We start from the raw sequence: 25,584 nt of genomic DNA, 5'->3' as shown, positions 1-25,584 counted from the left end.
TTTCCTATTAAGATTCCCAATCTAAATTTTCTATCAAGTAATCTTGCTCTGTAATTTCTTTTATTAAAGGAATTTTTTCATAATGTTTAAGTATAATAGGTTCACAAATTTTACTACATCCATTATAAATACAATAATCAATATACCTCTGGATTTCTGCAAGAATACAGGTATCCAATTCCTTTGTAGACATATGTAATATTTTACTTTGGATATATTTCATATGCTCAAATTCCATAATTTTTTGACACGCATTAAAATATTTTATGCTCATATCTATAAGTGCATGTAAAGAGTACTTGTAGCCTCTACTAAATGCACTATCATCTATGATACTTTTCATTTCTCTAATACCTTCATCCATATAATATGCTGCATATGACAAATTCATATTATTCACCTGTTCTACAGCTCGTTCCATCAAATTTTTTGCTAATGCATGACGCGCTTGATAAGATACAGGTCTAATCCGAATTCCCTCTCTAAAATAATGATCTGCCAAATCAAACTCATTGGCTTTTTGTGCCGCAATTCCTCTTTGAATCCAATAAAAGCTATAGTTTTCTCCATATTTTTCTACATTATTTAGTAATTCTCTTATATCCTCTAATGTAAGTAATTTTTCTTTTAAAATTTTCTTTACCGTCAATGCTTTTTGAAAAATCTCGCTCCACTCGTTAATATCTCCTTCATTAAATTGACCATATGTTTGGCGTACAATTTCCTCAAGAATATTAATTATATTTTCTTTATTCATATCTGTAAAAATTGCTTTTTGTATTAATCGCAAACATCTAATTTTCACTCTATGATCTGAAACTAATAATATTTCATCGAATTTCTTCTTAAATTCTGCAAAATTAAAATTATTACATTCACTTTTAATTAAACTAGGTAAAATTCTAGTCGTTATACTTCCTAAGCCTAATACCTCTAGAACTGCCAATGCTTGTAAATATTTATAATTAACATCGTGTGTCAATAATGTGAACATATCTTCATAATGTGCTTCAAATCCATGTCCATGAGAAATATTATACAAAAATTCTATAATATCATTTACCTGAATCGCATAATTTTTTATTTCACTTTTTTTGCTTCCAAGTATCCCTGGTTTATTTAGCCAATGTTTATCTTTTAATTTAATATATATTTCTTCAGCAAAAAAACACGAGATATGCTCATCTGTTTTAAATGTTTCTACACAATGTTTACTTTCCAAAATATCTCGCTTAGCAAAGTAATTACTACTATTATCTGATGTTATAACTATGAGCTGCTTTATATTACTCGGGCATTTATCAATAAGGTTTGTATATAGTAAGTTGAAATAAAATGTTGCTTCATCAAATAAAACTGCGATCTTCGTATTTTCCGGCAATTGTGCAATATATTCTCTAAAAAGATGTATATATTCCGAAGATCTCATATTAAATTCAAAAGCCAAAAAGCCTTGTTTTCTTAAATCAATTAAAACTCTTTTTGCAATACAGCTTTTTCCCACATAGCTTTTTCCATATATTACTGCAAATAAATTTTTCTTACTATTTATAATCTTTTCTTCAAATCGTACTACTCCAGGATGAATAATATCCCACTCATCGAAAAAATCTGCATATTGTGATTCATATCCCATATATAGTTTACTTTCATACCCTTTTCCCTTTTCTTTATATATATCGTCTAATGAACGCATACCTTTCTCTAATAAAATCTTTTTGATATCCTTTTTCACGCTCACGTTATCATAAAGAAAATCAAAAAATTTTTCAGCCGTCCACGGAATCCAATAAAAATTTGTAGTATTTCTAATTTGTCTATTTAAACGTACACTATTTATTTGAGGACAAACAAAGAAGTAATTATTTGCACTTGTATCATACCCTTTAGAACCATATTTAGTAATAATAGTTTTCAAATCATCTTCTTGAAACTCCGTTCCAATAAATATCATATCTCCTTTTGAGTACGCATCGCCAAAATCTCTGGCAAAGCAATCATCATCATTTAAAAAATTAATATATTCTTGATCATCAAAAATATAACCTGCCTTAGCATTATTTACACAACCGTGTAATTTAATTATCACTGTATCCGAATACGTATTCCTTCTATCATCATTATCCCGATTCCACACCCTATATGAAACCGCTTCCTGCTCAAATATATTTTCTAGAAGGCAATCAATATTCAAAGTAAATATTTTATCCCATTTATAATTTTTAATATTGTAAATTTTACTTTTTTTATCAATAGTTGCACCACTAAAAATAGATGTTAAATACTTATTACGCTCATCAACCCTTCCTTCATCACGCAACAGACCACATAATCCTTTTAAATCTCCATTTTCTTTATACCGTTCTGCCCCCTCCTTGTCCTCTTCTAAAATATCCTCTTCGGGAGGATTCATTATAAACATATATTTATATAATTTTTCAGTCAGTTCTCTCCCCATTGGCAGTAATTCACCTCTTTCGTTTTTTGCTCCATACGAAAATCCGGCTCCTAATAGCAGCGCTGGTGTTTTTTCCTCTAAAGACAACTTTAATTTCAAAATAGCGTCACACATTACTATTTCACTCCCTTTTTATTTTCTTAGTTTTATACGTTTCTCAATTACTATTTTCTGTAATAAGTCGTGTTCTTTGTTATCCCCCAATAACAATAAAGCCCAATAAAACAATCTCTGTCTTACTGGGTAAATTATCAAAGCACATTTTTAACTAATTCAAATTTATTTTACCACTTTCTGGTAAAAACAGCAATCTTCAATTCCCTCACTGGCATTTCTTTTCTTGAAAAATTCGGTATCACAAAGGCTACCATCAAACACAAAACAAATCGTCAGTACGTCTATCGGTGGAAACGTTACTATAATGGTTCTATAGAGTCCCTACGAGAGCGTTCCCGCAGACCCCATCACCATCCTAATCAGCATACTCCAGAAGAAATCAAACTTATTTCAAATATGCGTAGACGTAATCCCGATGCCGGGCTTGTTATCTTCTGGGTAAAGCTTATGCAGTGCGGCTATACACACTCGATTCCAGGCTTATATCGTTTTCTTCGAAAACAAAAGCTTAGGGCATAAAGCCTGCTAATCCTAAATATATTCCTAAGTCTTACGAGAAGATGAATTATCTCGGTCAGCGAATTCAGGTTGATGTAAAATTTGTTCCCACTATATGCCTTGTAAACGAAGCCAAAAGCCTGCATTTTTATCAGTATACTGCGATTGATGCGTTTTCCAGCTGGCGGTTTGTAGAAACTTTTGAGAAGCACACTACATGCTCATCAGCACTTTTTTGTGAACCACCTCGTCAAGACATTTCCCTGCCCAATCGAATGTATTCTGTAGGATTTCCTACATTATTTATTTAGATACGCCTTCGCATCCTTCAAAAAGCTGGCCGCTATCATCACCAGCACTGCCCCTATGGGAAACGCCGCCACGATGCTCACCGACTGCAGATTACTCATGGAGCTTTCGGAAAATACCAGCGCAATCGGAAGCACAATCAGCATAATACACCACATGAGCTGAATCATCCGGTGAGGCTTTTCCTCTTTTCCCAGCCGATGGTAGCTGTAACAGGACGCCGTCAACGCAATGGAATCAAAGGATGTGGCATAGAAAGCTATCATGGTCACCAGAAGCACTAACAGCACCAGCGGCGTGCAGGGCAACGTCTTGATCATGGCGATAATCATTCCATACAAATCTCCGTCCGCCTGGTAAATCGCGATAAAATCAGCTGCCTTGGTCACCTGCAGGCCCATGGAATAATTGCCCAGAACGATAAAGCTGGTCAGTGTGGAACCGACGCCGAATACATAACCGCCCAGAATCGTCTGCCGTACTGTCCGTCCCCGGCTGATGCTTCCGATAAAGAATGGAGCAGCCACACACCAGACCATCCAGTAGGCCCAGTAATATATGGTCCAGTTCTGCGGAAAATTCGTAGTCCGCAGGGGATCCGTATAGGTGGAAAGCTCCAGAAAATTTCCCACCATTTTGCCCAGTGACGTGAGTCCGGTCTCTATGATATATCTGCCTTCACCTCCGAAAAGCAGCACATAAGCCAGAAGACCAAAGAACAGATAAATACATGCTTTCGCCAGCACACTGATCCCCTTGAACCCATGCAGCAATGAATAGGTATAAATCACACAGGTGATCAGCAAAATGATAATGGTAATCACCGTCCGGCTGATTTCCACATGAAAGAGTTCGCTGACGATTCCTGCCATCAGCGGCGTCGCTACGCTGAAGGTCGTGGCTGTTCCTGCCAGCAGCGCAAAGACCGCCAGCAAATCAATGATTCTGCCCGCCAGGCCATCCGTGTATTTCCCAAGGAGCGGCCGACATGCCTCCGAGTATTTCTGGCGCTCCCGCTTTCTCACATGAAGCATAAACCCAAAGGCCACTGCCAGCACCAGATAAAAGCCCCAGGGGATAAAGCTCCAGTGAAACAGCGGAAATACCCCTGCCCATTCCTGCATGCTTCCCAGCTCCGCAATATGCGGATCCACCGCATAAAGCACCCACTCCGAAAAGCTGTAAAAAAGAATATCCGCTGCCAGACCGCAGGTAAACATCATGGATCCCCAGGCAAAAAACGAATATTTCGGCTTCTCATCCGGCGCTCCCAAAACAATCGTTCCGTATCTGGATGCCGCAATATATATGGACAGCAGAAAAATTCCCAGACCAATCAGCAGGTAATAAACGCCAAAGGTATCTCCGAAGAAAAATCGAATCTGACTCAATACCTGATTCGACTGTTCCGGCAGCAGGAAAAACAAAATGCTCAGTCCTACCACTAAAACCAATGGCACTAATGTGATCATCCAGTCAATTTTTTTCTCTTTCATGCTCTTTCCTCTCCCAGTTCTTCATCCTCATAACTGTAGCGATACTTTTTTCCCCGAAAATCAAAGGTAAATCCCGCCGCTGCGTTTCCGGCTTTATATGCCCGAATATTCTGTATCTCTGCTTCTGTTCCGGACAGCTTTCCTGCTATCTCTTTCAAAATCTCAGAGCGGGTATCGGAAATATAGGATGTATCAAACTGTCTTAATTCATCCAGAGAATCAAATTCATAAATCTCATTTTCTGGATACTTTCTTATTTTCATAGGAAGCTCCCGCAAATGCTCGATGAAAATGCTTTCCCACAGCTTATCCCGGGTCTCCGCCCTGTCATATTCCCGCTCCAGAATCTCCAGAAACCTGCGGCTGAATTTTTCAGACCAGAACACATGGCCCAGCATATACCAGGCGTCTTTTCCGCCTACCTGCACCCCGGTAATGTATCCTTCCCTATCCGATGTCATACACCACTCTTCCGTAGCTCCTTCGGCATAAACCGCCGCATAATAGCTGTCCTCCACCTGTTTTTCAAAGGGATTTTCCGCAAAATAATTATCCGCCGAACAGATATAACTGTTTTTCAGATACTTTCTTGCCGCATAGATGCTGCTGTTATTATTCCGGGTCAGATATTCCGGATTCTCAATCACGATCACTCCATATTTTTCCCGCAGATAATAAAACTGCTCTTTTTTATATCCTGCCACCAGAATAATTTCTCTGATTCCGGCTTCCCGGAGCTGCCGGATCTGCCGCTCTATCAGCACCTCTCCTTTTACCGTAATCAAGGCTTTCGGCCGCTCATAAGAAAGCGGGGCAAATCGGCTGGATAATCCCGCCGCCATAATCACCGCATTGTCAACCTGATATCCCATTCTGCTCCTCCTGAAAAATCCGATAATACTCCTTGGCATAACGATACTGACGGATGGAATACTCACCGAACTCCACGCCCAGCTGTCGTTTATACTCGCACCAGTTACTCCAAAGCAGCCCGCAGACTGCGATATAGCAATAAATCTTACGACGTACCGCCTCAGAACACCCCTCCGGAAAATAGGCGTCTATCAGCGCTTCCACCTGCGCTCTGTCGTACATGGCGTAGATGGCAAACATGGCGATATCCACATGGGGATCCTGCATTCCCGCATACTCCCAGTCGATCAGATGTATCTCTGCCTCATCAGAATCTGCTATCAGAAAATTATCCGGAACCGCGTCTATATGTGTCAGCGTCCATTCCTTCGGCTGCTCATCAATATACTTTTTCAGTTCATAGACCTTTCGCTTTGTCTCACGATAGTCCCGAAAACAGGAATCCGCGCCTTTCCACAATGCCTCGTAAAATTCCAGCTTTTCAAACAAATCAAACGCATGAGCTACCTGTAACTTCTTTTCATGGAATTTCCGCAGAAATACCATACACTTCCGAACTTCCTCCTGATCATTCGCATCACAGTTATGCACCTGTTCCAGATACCGGGTCATCTTATACCCGTTTTCCGGATTCATATACACAACCTGATCGCTGATATGACTGTCAGCCAGGGCCTGATAAACAGCATATTCCTGCTGCCGGTTAATCAGTTCTCCCGTTCCTTCTCCCGGAATCCGCATGATGTAGCGCTGCCCCTCACAGGAAAACAAAAAGGACCGATTCGTCATTCCTTTTTTCAGGACTGTAATACTCTCAATCTTCTGATCCGTGACCTGTAAGATCTCTGAAATCTGCCGCAGCACTCTGGAATCCAGCTGCTTGGAGGACGCGTCCAGTTCCCGCAGTTCTTCATAGGTATTAATCTCATACACCTTCTGCGAGGGAACCATCCGCGCCGCCACATACATCCTGTCATCATCAAAGAGCGCTTCCTCCCAGAAACATTCCTGATATTCCGGGCATACATCCATGTTTCCCAGTTTATCCTGCAGCTTCTGTTCCGCCTCCCCGGTGATATAGGCGATTCCCACCATCCGATTGCCGCCCAACTCCGTTCTGACCAGCTCCTGCTTCCGATTTACCCGCACATTACTTTCATCATCCACCAAATCACAGACCATATACCAGGGATACAGTTCGTTCCGATGAAACGGATTCTCTTCACACCAGATATCGCAGGGAACCACATAAGCATTCCGCAGCTTTTCCTTTATCAGAGCCATGGAATGCAGGTTGTTTTTTGAGGCATAGTCCATATTGATGACCATCTGAATTTCATACTGGTCAATGAGAAATTCATAGGCCTCCTTCATAAAACCTGTCACCACCGTAATATCACGAACACCAACCTCCTGGAGCTGCCGGATCACCCGTTCTATCAGGGTCTCCCCATTGACCTGCAAAAGGCCTTTTGGCGTCTCCGTGTTAATGGGAATCATCCGCATACCGTATCCTGCTGCCAGAATCACTGCCCGTTCCGGACGGCTCTTTTCCAATTCTTCTTTCGCCAGTTCCGTCGGCTGCATCTCCTCATTCAGATATCCTTTTTCCAGCAGCTCCTTCAGGCAACGGTTTACGATGCCAAGGGAGTAGCCGGATGTTTCTGATAAGAGACGCTGGTTGATGAATGGGGAGTTGTTAAGTGCGAGGAGAATATCGCATTTTTGTTTGTTCATTAACTGTTCCTTTCTATTTTTCGTGAACATTAAATTTAAGATGAAGCAGACCGCTATCTGGACGCTCTGCTTATAACTTCTTCATATAACATTTTATATTTCTTCTGAAAAGTCTCCGGCTTTAAAGAAGCCTGATATTCTTTTGCTATCTTATCATATCTGAAGTCTTCCTGCAATACTTTTTCTATGTAGGGCTCCCCTTTTTACTAGATATTCTAAAAAAGCAGCAGAAAACGCTCTAATTTCCCACTGCTTTTTTCACCGTTTCCTTATTCTCTCGCTTCCGCCAGATTCTTAAAATACTGATTTTCCAGGGCTTCATACGCTGCTGTCTTATCAATGATGGACTTTATTAACTTGTCCAATTCCAGGCCTTCTGAATAATCCGCGGGTACAAAATACTTAATGCGTTTATCACGAATCATTTTTAATACCTTTGTCTTATCCTGCGTATCTGGATTATAGACACCGATGGAATGCCCTCCGTATGCGTTCACGAGTTTCATACAGGGAATATCTGTATCGCTGTCGCCTATGTAAACCATATTTCGAAACGGAACTCTCATTTCTTCCGGTGGGAAATAATCATTCACACCGGGATCGTTGATGTCCAGGACTCCTTTTTCTATCCGAAACAGGAATTGTGTTTTACTGGTATAATTAATCACCTGTGCCGGCCATTTTGCGACTCCTCGTTCGTTATAATAAAAGGAACTTGCGTAAATCTTTTCAAACGCTCCATTCTTCGCAATGGCCGTTCCTTCTATCATTTCCTTCAGTCCCGATGAAATAATGTAGTGTTCCACGAGCACGTTTCGTTCTTTTCCATATTCACGGATACGTTCAAACCATCCATTCACGCCATTGAACAGTTTCACCTTTGCACCATACTCGGCAAGTGTTTTTTTATTAAAGATAAAATTTCCTTCTGATTCTAGAACCATTTTATACATATAGGCCAGATTATTATCCATATCATTGGCGGAAGCCATACTATTGGACTCTTTCCAGAACTGCCCTGTGTCGTATCCTACAGACTGAATATATCCCTGGGCCTGCATATCATCCGGCGATAAGGTTTTATCAAAATCATAGCAGATGGCCAGTACAGGAAATTTTTCCTTGTGTTTTCTTTCGTATCCCATAGTACAACCCCCTTCTTTAACCAGATTGGTTTTTTACTACTTCCCATTCTCCTGTTTCAACTGTTCCATAATATAATCCAACTTCAATTCCATATAATTCGCTTCCACAATCTCCGCCCAATATATACAGTTTTCGATCTCGAGTCCTGCCTCTTGCTGAAGTATCCTGATAATGCCGTTCTTGGATGTTCTGCCTTTTATCCACTGTTCCGTCAGAAAACGCATTCTGTAGATGACGTCGCGTATTTCCTCTCCCTGTGGTCCGGAACACCATTGGTTCATAAATTGTGCGTCAAATCTCAAAATATAATTTCGGTATACTGCATCGATAAAACCACGTAGTTCTATTTCTCCTTCTTCTTCTCTGAAACGCAGGTAAGCAAAACTTCTGTAAAAACCGAGCTCGTTTTCCATTTCCTGAAGCAAATATTCTATAGTCTCCTCCTGCAAATTGCTATTTAATAAAAGACTTTTTATTTCTCCCGCTTCCTCATATTTACCCAGATTTTTTAATTCCTGCTTCAGCTCCCTTATTTTATTCGTAACCTGTACTGGATTTTTTTCATTTTTCAGAAGATGCACTTCCCATTTTTCATCCAATTCATATAGTTGGGATATAATATTCTCTATCCTTCCATTTCTCATAACCATAATCATTCTCCTTCAGTTCTGCTTCATAGCTATATTCTAATATTGTTTCATTTTTTCTGACTTTTATCTTGTCTCTGCATAGCTGCTGGCCTTCCCTGGTCAGCACATATTGTGTACTCTTATTTTTTCCATACCTGTTCACATAATCTGCATCCATCAGATAGTTCAGTAATTCACTTAACTGATTGGGTTTTATTCCCACTGCCTCTGCCGTCTGCCCCTGTCTTGCATAGGGATTTTCATACAGATAAGCCAAAATATTTTTTACATGCTTTCTTCCTAAGATATCTTCTTTTTTGCGATGCTCCTCCTTCTTTTCTTTTATTTCTTTCAAAGATTCCACTATTTCATAAAACCCATTGAAAATTCCTAATTCATAATATAGCATCTCATCCATATTTTTCTGCAGATGCGCTATCTGCTTTTGCGCTCTCTTGCACTCTTTTACAATCTGATCTACGGTAGCGTAATCCTGTTCCTCTACCGCCTGAACTGTACTGCGGATATAGGTTTGATTTCTTGATTTCACAACTGCTATATAGGTCTTTATTTCTTCCTGGCTCTTTTCACTCAGTCCGTTTAACATTTCCAGGGTTTTCAGGAAGTCCCATCCTGTTTCTTTCATCTTTCCTGTGTTCCTCCTTCCAGTTCTATTTCATAAATCCACAGACACTCACCTGTACAATGCTCCCCACACAATTCATTTACCATCTTTCTTTCCCTATATACTCCTTTCCTGCCTGCCCCATACCGCAATGTAATCGGCTCATTCTTTCCTTTAGCGGCGCTGCAGCAATTTATCCATATAACCTGGCAATCCAAATCCATATAATTCATCGCCTTTGTTTCAAAATTGTATTCTCCTGACGAATAAGACGGAACCAGTACCAACGTAGCTTTTAATTCTTTCACTACAAACTCCCGATATGTGTTCACCAGAAAGTCCATACAGATAAGTACGGCGATTCTTCCTATTCCTTCGCAGTGAAACAAATACACTTTCTGATTTGACTTGATATCCTCCAGTTTTCCACCGAGCTGCGCGCCAAAGTGCTTTTCCTGTTCTGCCAGAAGCATACCCATTTCGTCCAGAATTCTGCAACTATTTTTATTTCTCTTCCATATACTTGGGCATATCGTCATCCGCGGATACTCGCTTTCATTCTCATAAAGCGCAGCCTCTATTTCCTCCTGTATGCTTTTTGTTCCCAGTATTTCTGGAAACAGTAGAAGGTCCGCTTCTTCTGCTTCTGCGCGACATATCATATTTAAAATCCGTTTTTTCAACTCTTCTTCCGCTGATTGCGAAAATGGTTCTACAGATATATATTCACGGTTATCTTTTGTATATTCTCTGACATTCAAGACATCTTTTGTAGTAATCGGAGAGACTGCTATTCTCAGTTCTCCTCTGTAAATGGCCTGTTTAAATCGATTTGCCTTTAGTAAGATATGTTCTACTTTATAACTTTCATTTCCCGCTCTGAGAAAATAGAAATTTTTCAGATAGCATGTGATATCATAAACGCCTACGGTATTTCTGCTTTTATGTTCCCACCTGCACTCAAGCCTTGGCAATAAAAAATCCCGCTTTCCTTCACATTATCATTCAGGCTTTCAAATCGATAGCTATCCTCTCCCACAGGAATAAAACCGTTGATACTTTTTTCCAGAAACAAATCCAACTGTCGTATCAGATATACCAATTTTTCTGTATCTTCCTCAAAACTGATACACTCCTCTACTCTTTCTACCAGCGTTGTCTTCTTCAATTTCCATTCAGATGCTCTGCCGCTGTTCAGGCTTCCGTCCTCCGCAAACAGTTCCGGCATTTTTATCTGCAGACTTCTCAGTATTTTTTGTCCGTAAGATGGATGAATATTTTTAAGATTCTTAAAGTCATCCGGTTTCATTTTCTGTTCTATCTTTTGTATCGCCAGCGCAAGTATGTTATACAGTCTTTTTATCTGAACCACTCGTCTCACCCCCTTTTCTTTACCATACCACATCATTTTCTATTTTTCAATTATTATTCAGTTTTTATTCAGTTTATTGTACTGGACTACTTCGCAAAAAAGAGACCCCATTCTGTAATGAGATCTCTTTTCCAAATTACGGATTCAACTCCGAATACGCATAAGGCATCTTATTCAACTTGCTTTCATCATATCCGGCTACCCAGGCTGCCCAGTTCCAATTCTGCAATAAATTTTGTGTATCTATAAATCGCTGTCTGTTTGCATCTGAACTGAAGCCAATGCTGCTGGCATTGTAGTCCTTCAGCGCGTAATCGATACTGCTGCCATCCGGATTTGACACTCGCGGCGTATCCATATACTTGTATACATAATAGGCCATACGCTTATTCTCATTCAAATCCTTCAATCCCAGATACAGATTATTCCAGTACACCTCCGACCAGTCATCAATTTCTGCCCGAATAATATATGCATCAATCCGATCATTGAACTCCGCGATATAATATCCCAGTGCAATGGCAAATGCCTGATTCCATTCACCGCCTCCGGCGCTCCATCCTTGTTCAGATAATATCACCCGGATGCTTCCAGATGGCTTTTCATAAATATTTTCCATATAAGCCATATAGCTAGTTAACACTGATATATTTTGCATGGAAATAGTACGAGTATCATAACTATTCGTTGTATTAGAGCCATCATTCCAATAATCTACTCTCGTCATAGGCTGAGAATATGGATGAAATGCTACGTTCCATTCCACATTAGGATTCTCTACCCATATATAATACGCAAAATTATCCAAGATATATTTTCCACTATACCCCGCCACTGCCCAGTTCCAGGCATTATCCAAAGATATGAATACCCTAGAACTTGCACAACTTTTCTTCACTGCGTAGTACAATGTCCGGAATGCATTAGCATATCCGCGTATATATGAATAATCATCTAAGCCTCCCTTATAGTTCCACGCATTACAGGAGTTCACCTCATTCCCCAGAATCCAGTTGGACACAAAGCAGTCTTTCCGTCCAAACACTTCGCCCAGGTAGCTGAATACTGCCTCCAGCTTCTCCTGTGCTGCCTGTGAGGTCGTGTCAAACATGTAGTAAGGTGCTGCGCCACGGTTTCGGGCTGCCGGATGAATCATGTCTTCTGTGGAAGAGCGGTAATCCAGCAACAGGATCATGGTTACCTGTATCTTATTTCCTTCATCACCCCGGTTATATTCCTTTACGGTAGCTATCTGATCTGCCAGGTCGGTAAAGTAATAGGTTTTTCCCTTGTATTCATAGGGGATATTTCCGTATTTCAATACGCTGGACATCAGCAGATTCATCGTCACATTCTTTGTGCCGGAATCCTGTGCCCACTGACTGCTCTGGATTCCCTTCTTGGAAGCCGGCATAAAGTAGGGACTCTGATTTTCTGCCACATATCCCGGATTGGACACGAAGCTTCCGGCGCTGATGAGGGAATAATAACCGCCCCATTTCACAGCTACCGCATATTTGTTCATGATACTTTCATTTGTATTATCGACCGGCATGGTGATATCGTACACGTAGCTCCGCTTGTCCTCGGACTTTACTCCATCCTCTTTTGAGAAGCTGTACAGTGCCTGATTGTCCACGATACCGCCGTTATAGGTATCCAGATGTACGATATAATACTGGTCGTCGTCGCTGTTCAGCATTCCGCTGATATTGATACGCATCTGGATACCGTAGGAAGTACTGCTGTTCTGCTCACTGCCTTCTTCTACGCTTCCATTCTCTACGGTAACCACATCGCACCGGTTCAGAGCCGCTGCCCCATAATAGGGAGCGGTCTTTCCCTGTGATTGGATGCTGTAAGCCTGGCTCCAGTCGCTGTACAGGTTTTCACCCACAGCATCCTTTCCATCCTCAGAATGTAATACGGTTCCGGTCATCTGATAACGGATTCTCACATAGTATACGGTATTCTCTTTCAGATCTTCGATCTGTGTTTTCACCGTATCCTTATCGTAATATACTGCCTTCGCTTCTGAAAAATCCGGAAGCTCTGAGTATTCGATGCAGTACTGATCCGCTCCGTCGTAAGCGTTCCAGGTCAGTTCCATGGTCTTGTAATTGATATTGTAGAGACCGGTCAGGATCGGCTGAGTTACTACGGAACCCAGCGGTGAGAACAGATACAGCACATTGTCCACATAATACCAGCCGCTTCGATATGCCGCTCCGTTCACCTGGTTAAAATAATAGGATTTGCCGTTATAATACACCCAGCCCTTGGCCATCTGACCGTAGGTATTATAGAAGTAGATGTCTCCATTCTCATCTGTATAGAAGACACCGGCCACCGGAATCGAACCGGTTGCCTCGTCTGCGTACCAGGAGGTTCCGTCTACCTCGAATCTGCCCTTGTAAAGGGCTCCATGATTATCAAAGTAGTAACGATAATTTCCCAGGGTTACCAGACCCGTCAACGCATAGCTGTTTGCGTAGACACAGTACCAGCTTTCCTTGCCGTTCTCGGTTACCCGATACCACTGACAGTAAGAGCTCAGGTCTTCCTTCAGTTCGCTTGCTGGGATCTTTTCTGCCGCTGTTTTCTTTCCTGTTTCCCAGGAATAATAATTCCAGCCGCCGTTTGTGTAGAACCAGCCTCTCTGAACGATTCCATTTCTGTCCAGATAATACTCGGCCTCCTGCCCGTTTTCTTCCACTGTCACCAGACCGGTCTGCCGGATTCCATTCTTATCAAAGAAATAAAAGAGTTCTCCTACCGGAACGATTCCGGTCTGCATCTTATAGTTTTTAAAGTATCGCCATCCATCTACATATACGAAGCCTTCCAATGCTATACCATTTCGGTTGAAATAGTAGGTGTCTTCTCCAATCTTCTGAAGTCCATACGCCAGAATGCCGGTAGCCGGATCTGCATAGCAATGACTTGCTCCCACGTTGAACCAGCCTTTCTGAAGGACTCCGTTCTGATTGAAATAATACATTTCATTATCAATCCACTGCCAGCTCGTTACACGGACACCATTTCCGGCAAACCACCAGGTTCTACTTTCTCCGTCTTGCTCCACGGTAACCCAGCCGGTTTTCATCAATCCTGTGGCGGCATCAAAGTAATAATAGTTTCCTCCTATCTCCTGCAGTCCTGTCTTTCTGAGTCCCGACAGATAATAATAGTATCCTCCGTTCTCCCAGTTCAGCCCGCTGCGAAGTGTTCCATATACTGTCGCATAATAGGTTACTCCACCAATGACCGTCTGCGTCGTTACCAGTTTTCCCTCGGTATCGAACAGATAGTAGGTAGCTCCTATCTGCGTTACGCCGGTGCAGAGTTCCCCTTTCTCGTCAAAATAGAACGTACCAGTCTTAGAACCGGAATTCAGGGTAAGCCAGCCTCGATACATGGTCCCGTAGCCGTCAAAATAGTAATTTTTTCCACCGAACTCCTTAAACCCTGTATATGCTCCACCCTGTTCCGGGTCTGCATAATAACAGCTTGCCCCGATCGTAAACCAGCCCTTCTGAAGGATTCCGTTTCCGTCAAAATAATACCATTTGTTGTTCAGGTACTGCCAGCCTGTAGCCAGCGTCCAGTCATTGACGAAATAATAGGTATCTCCTTCCATCATCACCCAGTTTCCATCAGCGGTCAGGGATTTTACTGGAAGCTCCTCTTTAGAATCATCCGAGAAATATCTCCATTGATTCTGAATTCTGTGCCAACCGCTCTGCAGATATTCATAGCCACCCGTATAATAGGTTACGGATTTTCCTTCTGCGTTCACTCCAATGATCAGTCCGGTCTCTAACGCGCCTGTTGTTTCATTCAGATAATAGTAGACGCCTCCGCTCCAGATCTTTCCATACTGTTTTACTCCGGCTGCATTATAAAAATACTTGTTACCCTCCAGGCTCAACCAGCCTGTATACCGCTGTCCCTGATTGTAGTAGTACTCCCTGCCATCTTCTGCTTTATAAGTTCCTGTATAAAGAGTACCATCCTCATTGCTGCGATACCAGATCTGTCCGACCTTATAATTTCCGGTCTGCAATGCTCCGGTTCCGTCAAAGTAATACAGCTTACCATCAATCCACTGAAAACCGGTAGCCAGATACCAGCCATAGATAAAGTAATACTTCTCACCTGCTTTGGTAACCCAGTTTCCGTTCTGCTGCAGTTCTTCATTCTTCTTTGTTTCCGCGTCAAAATAGTACCACTGATCCTGAATCTTCTGCCAGCCGCTCAACAGAGTCCAACCGCCGCCGCTGTAATAGGTTCCATCCTGAGACTCAATCAGTCCGGTTTTCAAAACTCCATCCTCTGTAAGATAATACAGTTCTCCATTTATCTTTGTGATTCCGGTCTGCTGAATGCCATTTCCATCAAAATAGTACCAGTTTCCGTCCAGATACTGCCAGCCTGTCACACGATTCAGTCCGCTTCCATAATAATAACGGTTCCCTGTAGCTGTGTCTATGTAAAACTGATTCTGAAGCACGGCTCCTTTCTCATCGGTCTGATACCAGTTGTTTCCTACACAGAAGGTTCCTTTCTGCATTACGCCATTACCGTCGAAATAATGATATGCTCCATCGATATACTGGAAACCGACAGCCAAAGTCCATCCGTTGATAAAGTAATAGGTTTTTCCTTCCATGGTAATCCAGTTCTCTTCAGCATCTGATTTTTCCAGTTTTACACTTTCTTTTGTATCCGATGTAAAGTAATACCACTGATTATCAATCCGGTGCCAGCCGCTCTGGAGATACTCGTACCAGCCTGTATAATAAGTTACTGATTGTCCGTTTTCCTCTGTTGTAATCAGTCCGGTCTTCAGCTCTCCTGTTTCCGGTGCGAAATAATAGAAAACGCTTCCAATCTGTACTTTTCCAAACTGCTTTTCACCATCTGCATTGTAATAATACTTTTTGCCGTCCAATACCAGCCAGCCTGTTATTCTTTGTCCTCCGTTATAGTAATACTCCTTTCCGGCCTCTTTATATACTCCTGTCAGAAGTTTTCCGTCCGCGTCACTTCGGTACATGGTCTGGCCCACTGCATAGCTTCCAGTCTGCAGTACGCCGCTGCCATTGAAGTAATACCATGCGTCGTCGATGTACTGGAATCCGGTAGCCAGATACCAGCCATAGATAAAGTAATATCTTTCGCCGTCTTTTTCCGCCCAGTTTCCATGATACTGTATCTCGACGCTCTTCTTCGTTTCTGAATCGAAGTAATACCACTGGTTATTTACATTCTGCCAGCCGCTTAAAAGTTCCCATCCATTTCCGGAATAGTATGTTCCTTCTTTTGCTTCGATGAATCCGGTTCTCAGGTGTCCGGTTTCATCCAGATAATATTTATTTCCGTTGATCGTCTGGATTCCCGTTTTTTTCACGCCGGAAGCGTCAAAGTAATACCAGTTGCCATCAATGTACTGCCAACCGCTGATACAATACAATCCGGCTCCGAAATAATAAGTTTTTCCTGTCTTTGCGTCTGTATAGAACTGATTCTTCAGGACTTTTCCGTTCTCATCCGTCTGATATCGATATCCATTTACCCGGAGACTTCCTTTTTGCAGAATACCTGTTCCATTGAAATAGTAATAGCTTCCATTGATGTACTGGAATCCGGTAGCCAGATACCAGTTACTGATGAAATAGTAGGTGTCGCCTTCCATCTCATACCAGCCGTCTCCCCGGTTCTTTACTTCCAGATTCTCTCCGGTCTCTTTTGCAAAATACTTCCAGCTATTGTCCACATACTGCCAGCCGCTGACACGAACACCATTGGAAGCGAACCAATAGTCCTTTCCGTCTTCTCTGACCCATCCGATCTGCATCTGGCCTGTAGCTGTGTCAAAATAATACCAGTTGTCTCCTATCTTCTGCATTCCTGTCTGTACAAGGCCGCTTACATAATAATGATAAGATCCGTTCTCCCAGAGCAGACCATTCCTCAGGGTTCCATTCCAGTTTGCGTAATAAGTTACTCCCTGAAGCGTTACCTGATCGCGGACCAGTTTTCCATCCATGTCAAATAAGAAAGCGGTATTTCCGATATAGGTAACCCCTTTGCTCATAACACCCAGGTTATTGAAATAATAGGTATCCGTTGTACTGCCATTGTAGAGGCTCAGCCATCCTGCCACACGATAAACACCGGAACCGTAATAACAGGTCTTTCCGGTCTCCGGATCTGTATAGAATTCATTCCAATACAGACTTCCATCCTTCTTTGCCCTGTAGGAATAACCGTTGGGGCAGAATTCGCCTTCTGTCTGCATTTCTCCGGAAGCATTAAAGTAATAATACTTACCGTCTATATACTGGAAACCAGTAGCCAGGTACCAGCCGTTTACGAAATAATACTTCTTTCCGTCCATGACCGCCCAGTTACCATTTCGGCTCACCTCAGTCTTCTCATAGTTTGTCGGGGAGAAATAACACCAGCTATTGTCCACATACTGCCAGCCGCTCAACAGATTCCATCCATTTCCGGAATAGTATTTCATCTCCCCGTCAATGATGATTTTACCTGTCTGAAGCTTTCCGTCTGTTCCAAGATAATATTTTGCTCCTGCGATATCCGTATAACCTTTCTGCATTACTCCACTGTTATCGAAGTAATACCAACTTCCATCTATCGCATTCCAGCCGCTGACTCTCCAGAGCCCGGAGTTATAATAATAGGTATTCCCCTTCTCGTCTGTGTAAAATTCATTCCATTTTAACACACCTGTATCATCTGCATGATACCAGTATCCGTTCGGAGAAAAGTCGCCTGTCTGCAGAAAACACTGTGCGTCAAAATAATAGTATTTTCCATGAATATACTGGAATCCACTGACCGGTGAAGTTCCATTTGCAAAATAGCAGCGTTTTCCATCCACGGTCGCCCAATAATCAGCATCGATCTTCGTCTCCGCTTCTTTTCCGGTCGCAACATCAAAATAATGGTATCTTCCGGACAGCCACTGCCAACCCGTCAGACGATAACCGCCACTTCCGATATAATACATGGAACCATCTATATTCTGATATCCCTCCAGACGTGCTCCGTCTTTCTGGAAATAGTAATAGTAACCGCCGATGTTTTTCCATCCGGTTGCCATCGCACCCTTTGTATCAAAGTAATGCCACGCATTCTCCATCCACTGCCAGCCGCTCACCCGATAAACTCCGGCTCCATAGTAATACCTGGTTCCATCTTCCGCCGTATAATACTCATTCCAGTACAGCTTGCCGTCGGCCTTGGCGCGATACCAGTAACCGTTTGAAGAGAATTCCCGGTCTGTGGTCATGGCTCCGGTTCCGTCGAAGTAGTAATAGGAGCCATCGATGACCTGGATGCCTGTGGCCAGGGTCCAGCCGTTGATGAAGTAATACTGCCGGCCGTCCATGGTGACCCAGTTTTCCTTCTGAACCAGGGGCACGCTCTTCTTGGTGTCTGCCGCAAAGTAGTACCAGCTGCCGTCTATCTTATGCCAGCCGCTTTGGAGATACTCATAATATCCGGTGTAGTAGTATACCGGATTTCCTGCGCTGTCCTTTTCAGGCAGCTCGATGAGGCCGGTCTGCAGTGCGCCGCTGGTGGGATCGAAGTAATAGTAGACTCCGTTCATCCATACCTTGCCGAAGCGCTTCTCACCGTTTGTATTGTAGAAGTAGCGCTGTCCATCCAGGGTCAGCCAGCCGGTATACCGCTGTCCGTTGTTGTAGTAGTAGGTCTTTCCGTTTTTCTGATACTCGCCTGTATACAGGGTACCATCCTCGTTACTCCGGTACCAGGTCTGTCCGACGACGTAGTCTCCGGTCTGCAGCACGCCATTTCCGTTAAAGTAGTACCATGCTCCGTTCAGATACTGGAAGCCCGTAGCCAGATACCAGCCGTTGACGAAGTAATACTTCTCACCCTTCATCTCCGCCCAGTTTCCGGACATGGTGTATGCCACAGATGCCTTGGTATCCGGATCGAAGTAGTACCACTGGCTTCCCACATACTGCCAGCCGCTTAAGAGCGCCCAGCCGCCTCCGGTGTAGTAAGTATTTCCGTCCGCCTCGAACAGGCCCAGCTGCAGCTGACCCTTTCCGTTAAAGTAATACTCGGTTCCCGCGATATCCACCCGGCCCGTCTGCATGACGCCGGAGGCGTCGAAGTAATACCAGTCGCTTCCCACAGCGTTCCAGCCGCTGACACGATAGACGCCCGCTCCATAGTAATAGGTCTTTCCGTTGGCGGAATCTGTATAGAATTCATTCCAGTACAGGCTTCCGTCCGCCTTGGCCCGATAGTAATATCCGTTAAGCGAAAACTCGCCTTCGGTCTGCATAACGCCATTGCCGTCGAAGTAATAATACTTTCCGCCGATGACCTGAAAACCGGTAGCCAGATACCAGCCGTTCACAAAGTAGTAGGTCTTTCCATCTACCACGTACCAGTTATCCCCGGAGGTCTGAATCGTTCTTCTGGCCTTTGTGGCCGGATCGAAATACATCCAGCTGCCGTTCACATACTGCCAGCCGCTCAGGAGCGCCCAGCCGCCTCCGGTATAGTAGGTATTTCCGTCTGCCTCGAACAGGCCCAGCTGTAACTGGCCCTTTGTATTAAAGTAGTACTCGATTCCCGCGATGTCCATGCGGCCTATCTGCATCACGCCGCTTCCGTCAAAGTAATACCAGTCGCTTCCGATGGCGTTCCAGCCGCTGACCCGGTACAGACCTGCTCCATAATAATAAGTCTTTCCGCTGTCCGGATCCGTATAGAACTCATTCAAGTACAGCTTGCCATCTGCTTTGGCACGGTAATAGGATCCATTGAGAGAGAACTCTCCCTCCCCCTGCAGAAAACAGTTTCCGTCAAAGTAATAATATGCTCCGTGCAGATACTGGAAGCCGCTGACCGGAGACACGCCGTTGGCGAAATAGCACCGATGTGTGCCTACGGTTCCCCAGTAGTCCACGTCGATCCGGATCGCCAGCTCTCTGCCGTCTGCCTGGTCAAAATAATGATACCGGTTATTCAGCCACTGCCAGCCCGTCAGCATATTACCATAGGGACCGAAATAGTAAGTATCTCCCTCGATCTCCGTCAGGCCTGTGGCCATGGCTCCCTTCTGGGATTTCTGGAAATAATACCGGTTTCCATTGATGGTCTGCCAGCCATACTGCATGGCTCCGTAGCTGTTGAAGTAGCGGTACGCGCCCTCGATCCACTGAAGGCCTGTAGCCATCACGCCGTTGGAGTAGCAGTAATAGGTCGTACCAAAAGCTTCGATGAAGCCCGTACGCATCTTTCCGTCAGCACCGAAGTAGTAGTAATTGTATCCGATCTGCTGCCAGTACTTCTGCATGGCTCCGGCGCTTCCGAAGTAGTAATAACTTCCATCCACATACTGAAGCCCGGTCAGCACCTGCCCATAGGCGTTGGCGCAGTAATAAGTTTCTCCATTATAGGTCTGCCAGCCGGTCAGGGGTACGCCATTTTCGTCCAGATAATAGCCCACTCCGCCCACATGGATGAAACCGGTCTGCATGATACCTGTGGACGGATCGAAATAATGCCATGTTTCCTGAATATAGGCCCAACCGGTGGTTACATAGTAGCCCTCGTAAAGGTAATAGGTGTTTCCCCTGGAATCATGAGCAAAGTAATCATCGTCTACAGAAGCTCCCTTGTCCAGAATCCGTGTCTCCGTATCAAAGTAGAACCACTGGTTGTCGATCTTCTGCCAGCCGCTCACCAGTACGCCCGCTCCGTTTGCGTAGTAACTGCCCTTTTCTGTGGTAATCCAGCCATACTGAAGCGCGCCGTCCTCACCCAGGTACATCCAGCTGGTTCCGTTCCGGAAGATGCCTGTCTGCAGCGCTCCTGTCTGCGGACTGAAGTAGTAGGTATGTCCGTTCAGATACTGGAAGCCCGTGGCCAGATAAGAACCGTAGAGGAAGTAATATTTCTCAGTTCCTACCTGATACCAGTTATCTCCCAGGGCTGTGGTCTCCTGATACAGACCGGTTGCAGGGTCAAAGTACCGCCATGCGTTTTCAATGTACTGCCATCCGGTTACCCGCACGCCGCTGGCATTATAGCCATAGCCGTTCACGATGGCGTTCATCTGCATCTTTCCGTCTGCGCCGAAGCAGTACCAGTTACCCCAGATCTGCATTTCTCCGGTTACCATGGCTCCGGTGGCCGGATCCAGATAGTACAGATAACCTCCTATATTCTGCAGTCCGGTCAGCAGATAAGCGTCATACAGGAAATAAAAGCGCTTTCCGTCTGCCTCATACCAGTTATCACCCAGGAAGGTTACGCTTTTCCGGACGCCGTACTGTTCTTTATCCGTATCAAAATAGCACCATGCTCCGTCCAGCTTCTGCCAGCCGGTGTACATTACATAGTTAGAGCCGAAATAATAGTCTTTTCCATCAATGGTCTTTGCGCCCAGCGCCAGCTGTCCGATGTTCTCTCCGTCCGGTTCGCCGTAATAGGTATTCGCGCCCAGCCGGAAGAAGCCGGTCTGCAGCTTTCCGGTTCCGTCAAAATAGTACAGATGATCCTCGATGTTCTGGAAGCCTGTGGCCAGATATACGCCATTGATGAAGTAATAGCTTCTTTTTCCGTCCACATAGGCCCAATAATCGCTCTGAATCTCACAGGGGCTTTCCGCGCCGGTATCCAGGTCAAAGAATCTCCATTCCCCGTCTACCTTCTGCCAGCCGCGATAAAGGACTCCGTAAGCAGTCGCGTAATAGGTCTTTCCGCCGTCCGTAAAGAGTCCGGTTCCCTGGGTACCATCCTCTTTGTAGTAATAGGGATTGCCCGCGATCCACTGAAGGCCGGTGCACATCTTTCCGGTGCTGTCAAAGTAATAATAATGTCCGTTGATATACTGGGATCCGGTGGCAAGCCAGCTGTCCGCGCCAAAATAATATTTCGCGCCATTCATCTGATACCAGAATCCGCCGATGTTCTCTGCCTGCTGCTCTTTTCCGGTCTCCGGGTCAAAGTAATGCCAGCCATCCTGCAGCTTCTGCCAGCCGGTTACTCGAATTCCTGCAGCAGATACATAGTAATGAACAGTTTTTCCATTCTCCTGTGCTTCGATATATCCCGTCTGCAGGGCGCCCATCTGGTCAAAATAGTACCAGTAACCGCCGTAAGCGAGCCATCCGGTATAGGTACTTCCATCCGCGTTCAGGTAGTAGCGTCCATCCTCCAGGGTCTGCCAGCCGGTCAGCAGATAGGCATTGTAGTAGAAGTAATAACGCTTTCCATTCTCCAGGGTTACCCAGTTTCCTTCCTGTACAGAAGGGATTTCCGCAAAATGGTTGTCCGAATCAAAGTAATGCCATTCATTCCCGATCTTCTGCCAGCCGGTCTGTAAGACTCCCTGTGTATCGGTATAATAGTTCCATACATTTTCGTAATTTACATAGCCGGTCAGCAGTCCGTAATCGCCGGGATCCTCCGCTCCATAGAGATAGTCTCCGAACAGATACCAGACTCCGTCCACCTTCGTGGGACCCTGGGCCAGATAACCATTTTCATCAAACCAGCATTTTCTTCCATTGATCAGCTGCCAGCCACGAAGGCGCTCTCCGGTCTCATCTGCGATATAAACCATACGATAACCGCCCTCGGCGTCTGTTACCTGCTTCCAGCCGTAGCCCTCGGAAGAATTGATATTTCCGATAAAATAAGTCTCTCCGGCTGTCCAGGAATTAATTTCCAGCATATCGCCGTCCAGCGATACCGTAGCCTGCTCTCCTGTGGAAGTCAGTTCACCCTGGGTCATTTTCCAGATATCCTGGTATTCGCCTTCCCGCAGTGCAGAAGCGATACCTTCCTCCCGAAGTAACAGAGTTGCTTTCTCGCAGTCCGGCGCGGAGCTTTCCGGCGTAAATGCCAGATACTGGCCTGCGCCCAGTAGCTTATCCGCCGCTCCATTTCCGCCTGCCGTCAGACTGAAGGCCATGGAAAAGTCTTCAAATCTGCTTCCCTGCTTCAGTCCCCGGAATGTCCAGAAATAATAGGAATTCTCTTTTTCTCCATCGATACGGAAGTTCAGAACCGCACCGTACCGGGCAATCGCTTCAAATACCCTGGCCGGGATCTGCGTCGGCTGTGTCTCGCCAATACAGAAGATCTGAATCGTATCCCCTGCCTGAATCGACAGCTGATCCATCTTCTCCAGCAGCTGATCCAGAGAAGCCGCACAGATGATATCACTGCGAACTTGATCCGCATTTCCCTGCTCCTCCATCATCCAGTCGTAGGATGCGGTAGATATCTCATAGACTGTGTCCCCTGCCAGCTTTTCCGGATCCCGGATATACAGGGTTCCCAATGAGCCATAGGTGTCGCTTTCCATTCGGGTATAGCTTCCCCCTGTAACTGCCTGGGGATCGCCTTCTTCGTAGAGATACAGAGGCAGTTCTTCCTCTCCGGATGCGTCCAGTGCCGTCTGCCAGATGTTCTTCACCTCTGCTGAGGAGTAATACAGAGAGAGTTCATCTGCGGTGACGCCCTTTACCTCCGCTGCCAGAGTCGGTGTCGTACCGCTTTTCACGGTCACGGTGCCATTCACATCCGCGGTGGCGCCCTTGAGACCTTTCATTCTCCACTGGGTCAGTTCCTGCTTTTCGGAATCCCACAGTTCGAACTCAACCATACCCTCTTTGGTCAGATAAGCGGTCAGTCCGTTCAGCAGTTCTGCTTCCAGTGTCTGATTCAATGCAGCTTCCCCGTCTCCGGAACGTACGATGTGAATCTCCCGGAACTGCCTTCCCTGATAGCAGGTCTCCAGAATCTTCAGTATATCTGCACTGCTGAGATGGCTTCTTGCGTCCAGATCGCTGATCCACAGCTCGGACTCGCCATTCGCATCTGTGTACACGGTTCCCTGATAGTCATGGACATAGCCTTCTGTCTCCAGCACCGGATACACAAAGGGCGCCGCTGCGTTTGTCAGGATCTGCATGCTCTCGATATGCTCTCCTGAGAAGGTGGAACCGTACCAGGCTCCCTCTGTCTCGCTTCCGGACAGGAAGTAGTCTTTGCTTACGATGGAATCGTCCCAGGTCACGTCCATGCCGTACCAGCCGCCGTTCTCCATGCGGACATAGTTCCACATATGGGGGCCGGATCCGCCGTTGGTCTTTCCGGTTCCGATGACCAGGGCGCAGGGGATGTCAAACTCATCGCAGAGGACTTTGAATGCTTTCGCATAGCCCTCGCAGACTACTTTGTAGTCTCCGTTATGGCCGAGAAAAACCGTGGATGCCACGTGGGCATAGTCATAGGCGTCGCTGCCCAGGCCGTTGGCTGCCGGCGTATCGTAGCTCAGCTTGTCGCAGAGATAGTCGTGAATGGCTGTGACCAGCTCGTAGCGGTCCGCGTGGTCGCCTGCGGCGGTCCGGATCTGCTGCTTCACCTGCTCTACGGCCTGGTCGAAATCGCTGACCATCTGGGCGGAGACTCCGATGTTGTATGTCGCGTTCACCGTCATATTCAGTGTGGTGACTTTGCCGTAATAGGGTTCGTCCGTATTCTGCGTATCCTGATAAAGGGAATACCGCCAGCTCAAGCCGGAAGTTTTGATCCAGAATACGGAAGGGTAATCCATTAAAAATGCAGCCGCTGCCATATTCAGACTGTTCATCAGTTCACTTTGAAGATTTGTGCCCACTTCGCTCTGTGTGCTTCCGGTCACCGTAGGAGCCTTCTCCACATTGAGGCTTCCCACGTCTCCCACTTCCCGTCTGGTCACATACTTGTCCACCATCTGGGCATAAATCTCCTTTGCCAGCTCATCTTTGATCTGGCTGCCAAAGGAATCCACATAGGTTTCATTGCTATAGAGCGCAGGGAAATCTTCGTCCGTCTGCTCCCGGAACGCGTCGAAGGGGTTCCGGATCTCGACGCTGTCGGTCAGGATCTGCACTTCCCCATCGGGGGCTTCCGTCAGCTCTGTATCCTCCTGCCCTTCCTCCTGACTCTTCTCCGGGCTTCCCTTTTCTTCTCCGCCCTTCCCGTCGGTCTCATCCGTTCCGCCCTGGGGCTGCTCTTCCCGGGCTTCCCCAGCGTTTCCGGTTTCGTTTCCGGCGCTTCCGCTTTCCTCTGCTGCGGGCCCCTCCCCGGCGTCTGCCGCGCCTGTCAGGGTGTCGTCCCCGGTCAGCGTCTGCTGCTCCGGGTTCTGGGGCACGCCGTAGCCGGTTCCGGCCGCCAGGGCGGTGTCTCCGTAGCCTCCCAGCATTGCGATAATAAGCAGCCAGGAGACTGCTGCTTTCCATCTCTTTTTCATC

Annotated in this window: 10 protein-coding genes; all 10 read right to left on the bottom strand. The window is 45.2% G+C overall.

Annotated features, from left to right (window positions below):
- Positions 1 to 7 precede the first annotated feature (7 nt).
- Positions 8 to 2,572, bottom strand: a complete 2,565-nt coding sequence (locus tag H8S44_RS02815) for an SIR2 family protein (protein WP_186873355.1) — start codon at positions 2,570 to 2,572, stop codon at positions 8 to 10.
- Between the two features lie 800 nt (positions 2,573 to 3,372).
- A complete protein-coding gene (locus H8S44_RS02805) occupies positions 3,373 to 4,878 on the bottom strand; it encodes a BCCT family transporter (RefSeq protein WP_186873356.1) in 1,506 nt (501 codons plus the stop codon).
- Entirely contained in the window at positions 4,875 to 5,750 is an 876-nt protein-coding gene (locus tag H8S44_RS02800) for an NTP transferase domain-containing protein (protein ID WP_186873357.1), read from the bottom strand. Before H8S44_RS02800 ends, H8S44_RS02805 begins: the two co-directional genes overlap by 4 nt.
- Positions 5,734 to 7,488: a phosphotransferase gene (locus H8S44_RS02795; protein WP_186873358.1), complete on the bottom strand. Its 1,755-nt coding sequence runs from the start codon at positions 7,486 to 7,488 to the stop codon at positions 5,734 to 5,736. Before H8S44_RS02795 ends, H8S44_RS02800 begins: the two co-directional genes overlap by 17 nt.
- A gap of 269 nt (positions 7,489 to 7,757) precedes the next feature.
- Positions 7,758 to 8,633 carry an HAD family hydrolase gene (locus H8S44_RS02790; RefSeq protein WP_186873359.1) on the bottom strand — a complete coding sequence of 292 codons (876 nt, stop codon included), beginning with the start codon at positions 8,631 to 8,633 and terminating at the stop codon, positions 7,758 to 7,760.
- A 36-nt stretch (positions 8,634 to 8,669) separates the two neighbouring features.
- Entirely contained in the window at positions 8,670 to 9,284 is a 615-nt protein-coding gene (locus H8S44_RS02785; RefSeq protein WP_186873360.1) for a hypothetical protein, read from the bottom strand.
- Positions 9,235 to 9,870, bottom strand: a complete 636-nt coding sequence (locus H8S44_RS02780; RefSeq protein ID WP_186997525.1) for a helix-turn-helix domain-containing protein — start codon at positions 9,868 to 9,870, stop codon at positions 9,235 to 9,237. The genes H8S44_RS02785 and H8S44_RS02780 overlap by 50 nt, the downstream gene beginning before the upstream one ends.
- 35 nt (positions 9,871 to 9,905) lie before the next feature.
- Positions 9,906 to 10,862 carry a carbon-nitrogen hydrolase family protein gene (locus H8S44_RS02775; RefSeq protein ID WP_186873362.1) on the bottom strand — a complete coding sequence of 319 codons (957 nt, stop codon included), beginning with the start codon at positions 10,860 to 10,862 and terminating at the stop codon, positions 9,906 to 9,908.
- On the bottom strand, positions 10,814 to 11,260 hold the full coding sequence (locus tag H8S44_RS02770; RefSeq protein WP_186873363.1) for a hypothetical protein: 447 nt from the start codon (positions 11,258 to 11,260) through the stop codon (positions 10,814 to 10,816). The genes H8S44_RS02775 and H8S44_RS02770 overlap by 49 nt, the downstream gene beginning before the upstream one ends.
- A gap of 136 nt (positions 11,261 to 11,396) precedes the next feature.
- A complete protein-coding gene (locus H8S44_RS02765; protein WP_186873364.1) occupies positions 11,397 to 25,583 on the bottom strand; it encodes a DUF5722 domain-containing protein in 14,187 nt (4,728 codons plus the stop codon).
- Position 25,584 lies beyond the last annotated feature (1 nt).

Source organism: Anaerosacchariphilus hominis (genome assembly GCF_014290175.1).
GTDB classification, from domain to species: Bacteria; Bacillota; Clostridia; order Lachnospirales; family Lachnospiraceae; genus Laedolimicola; species Laedolimicola hominis.
The sequence above is the reverse complement of the archived record's forward strand: the minus strand, read 5'-3'. Positions and strand labels throughout refer to the sequence as shown.

Bases quoted from the DNA above. Each gene is read 5' to 3' on its own strand.
- H8S44_RS02815 (WP_186873355.1), bottom strand. From the start codon at position 2,572: ATGTGTGACGCTATTTTGAAATTAAAGTTGTCTTTAGAGGAAAAAACA.
- H8S44_RS02765 (WP_186873364.1), bottom strand. From the start codon at position 25,583: ATGAAAAAGAGATGGAAAGCAGCAGTCTCCTGGCTGCTTATTATCGCA.
- H8S44_RS02780 (WP_186997525.1), bottom strand. From the start codon at position 9,870: ATGTTAAACGGACTGAGTGAAAAGAGCCAGGAAGAAATAAAGACCTAT.
- H8S44_RS02795 (WP_186873358.1), bottom strand. From the start codon at position 7,488: ATGAACAAACAAAAATGCGATATTCTCCTCGCACTTAACAACTCCCCA.
- H8S44_RS02800 (WP_186873357.1), bottom strand. From the start codon at position 5,750: ATGGGATATCAGGTTGACAATGCGGTGATTATGGCGGCGGGATTATCC.
- H8S44_RS02805 (WP_186873356.1), bottom strand. From the start codon at position 4,878: ATGAAAGAGAAAAAAATTGACTGGATGATCACATTAGTGCCATTGGTT.
- H8S44_RS02790 (WP_186873359.1), bottom strand. From the start codon at position 8,633: ATGGGATACGAAAGAAAACACAAGGAAAAATTTCCTGTACTGGCCATC.
- H8S44_RS02785 (WP_186873360.1), bottom strand. From the start codon at position 9,284: ATGGTTATGAGAAATGGAAGGATAGAGAATATTATATCCCAACTATAT.